The organism is Streptomyces sp. NPDC056480, assembly GCF_042795405.1.
GTDB lineage: Bacteria > Actinomycetota > Actinomycetes > Streptomycetales > Streptomycetaceae > Streptomyces.
The window spans coordinates 1-2374 of sequence record NZ_JBHTSA010000251.1; the positions used below are offsets into that span (position 1 = coordinate 1).

The following is a 2374-nucleotide window of genomic DNA, read 5'->3' on the forward strand; positions in this document are numbered from 1 at the left end:
GAGCCGGGCGGGCGGAGACGGCGGGCCCACGCGGCGAGCCGGGCGGGCGGAGACGGCGGGCCCACGCGGCGAGCCGGGCGGGCGGAGACGGCGGGTCCACGCGGCGAGCCGGGCGGGCGGAGACGGCGGGTCGGGCGGCCGGGGACAGCGGGCCGGGCGGCCGGGGACGGCGGGCACGTCGCCGGCGCCCTGGGCACCGCAGAGGACGCATCCGGGAGGTGCCGGGACAGGCCGGGGAGATCCCTGGGCGTGCCGATGATGGGCCCGGAAGGTGCGGGGTCCGTCCCAGGAAGATCCCTGGGGGTGCCCGGGTGTCCGGGAGGCCGGGAGGCCGGGAGGCCGGGGCGTCCCCCGGTACGCCCTGACAGACGCGCCAGGAACGTGCCCGGGGCGTGGCGGTGATGCGCGCCGGGACCAGCCGCAGACCAGCCGTGGACCCGCCCCGGACCGGCCGTAGACCGGCCGTAGACCTGCCGTCGGCCTGCGACGGGACCCGCGCGGGACCCGTCGCAGACCGACCTGCCGGAGGCGCGCCGGAGTCGTCGGGAGCCGACTGGCGACGAGCCCGGTGGGGTCAGGAGCGGACGAGGAGTGAGCCCGGTGGGGTCCGCAGCGGTTCGTCGAGCGCGGCGAGGAGCTTCTCCAGACCGCTGACGTGGCCGAGCGCGGCCTGACCCGCGGCCGGGGCGCCCGCGCCGTCCGCCGCCACCCGCTCCCCGGCCTCGCGGCCGCCCCGGGGTGACGTCAGCCGCTCCACCGCGGCCTCGACGCGCCAGCAGGCCGCGGCGAGGCGGGCGTCGTGGCTCGCGGCCGGGTCGGCCGCGACGGCGGCGAGCCCCCGCACCTCGTCGGCGCATTCGTCGAGCAGCGCCAGGACCCGCCGCGCGCGGGCCTTCCGGCCGCGGAACGGGCTCAGCGGGTGGACCAGCGGGGCGAGGGAGAGCCGTACGCGTCCGAGCAGCAGCTCCAGCTCGGCGGCGTGCGGGGTCGGGTCGGCGTCCTCGTCACCGGACAGGCGCCGCAGGGAGGCCGAGGTCGCCGACCGCACGCCCTGGAGCGCGCGCTGGATCCATGCGTCGTTGATCGCGTGCGTGGTGACCGGGAGGATGAGCAGCACGGCGAGCGCCGCGCTCACCGCGCCCACGGCGGTCTCCTCGAGACGGAGCACCAGGAGCGCCGGGTCGAGCACGCCGAGGAGCCCGTAGAGCAGACCCGCCATCACAGTCACGGCCAGCATCATCCAGCTGTACGAGACGGGCGCGGTGTAGAAGATCCCGAAGACGCAGACGGCCACCAGGGCGGCGGTGGGCACCACGGCCCCGTCGAGCGGGATGGCGACGACCATGCCGACGGCGATCCCGATCACCGTGCCGAGGACCCGGCGGAAGCCGCGTACCAGCGTCTCGCCCCGCGACACTGTGTTGACGAAGATCCACCACGTCGTGCCGACGGCCCAGTACCAGCGGTCCTCGGAGAGCACCTGTCCGATCGCGAGCGCCACGGCGCACGCGGCCGCGGCCTGGACCGCCTGGCGGGTGGTCACGCGGGAGAGCCCGGAGCCGGGCAGCGGAGCCGGCGCGGCGGGCGGGGGCGTACGGCGTTCCAGCGGCCACAGGAGGAAGCGCACCGCGCCGGCGGCGGCCAGGGCGATGCCGACGGCCGCGTACAGCTCGGGGAGCTGTCCGGGGACGGCGTGCAGGAACTGGGTGGTGAAGAAGTTCATGAACGCGAAGATCCCCAGCGCATGGCCGCGCGGGCCCCAGCGCCGGGCGTACACCCCGCAGAAGACCACGGCGAGGAAGGCGACGTCCCGCAGCGGCGTGATGTCGTGGAGCGCGGTGGCGAGGGCGAGGACGGGGAAGCCGGCGGCCGGGAGGAGCAGGGTGGTGACGGCCTGCGCGCGGACGGTGGAGTCCATCACGGTGAACAGCGCGAGCAGCGCGGCCAGACCGCCGGTGATCGACGCGGTCAGCGAGAGGCCGGCGAGCTCCGCGAGCGCGACGGCGAGCGCGATGCCCATGACGGCGCGCAGCGAGTTCTTCAACCTGGCGTGCCCCGGATCCGGTGCCACGAACATCCTCTTCACGGCTGTGAACCGCCCCCTCGTCTTGCCTTCCGCCCTGCCTCGCGGCGTCCCGGGGTGGTGGGAGCTCACGGACATGACGAAGGCGCCGCGGTCCGGACCGGCCTCGTCGCCGCTCCGGCGCTGCGCGGCGCCGAAAGTACCTGGATACGCCAAGGAAACCATCCGGCGTGCCTCTGGCTCAACTCATGACCCATCGGCTGGGCCATTGGCCCAGCGAGTGGCGGTCCGCCTTGGCCGCCCGGCGGCCAACGGACCACCCCGGCTCGGGCACGGGTCGCCGTCCCGGCC

The 2374-nt window shown here is 76.3% G+C and carries 1 protein-coding gene; it reads right to left on the minus strand.

The window, feature by feature from the left end; translation table 11 throughout:
* Window positions 1-574: 574 nt before the first annotated feature.
* Window positions 575-2077 carry an FUSC family protein gene (locus tag ACFQ79_RS40650; protein WP_383593415.1) on the minus strand — a complete coding sequence of 501 codons (1503 nt, stop codon included), beginning with the start codon at window positions 2075-2077 and terminating at the stop codon, window positions 575-577.
* Window positions 2078-2374 lie beyond the last annotated feature (297 nt).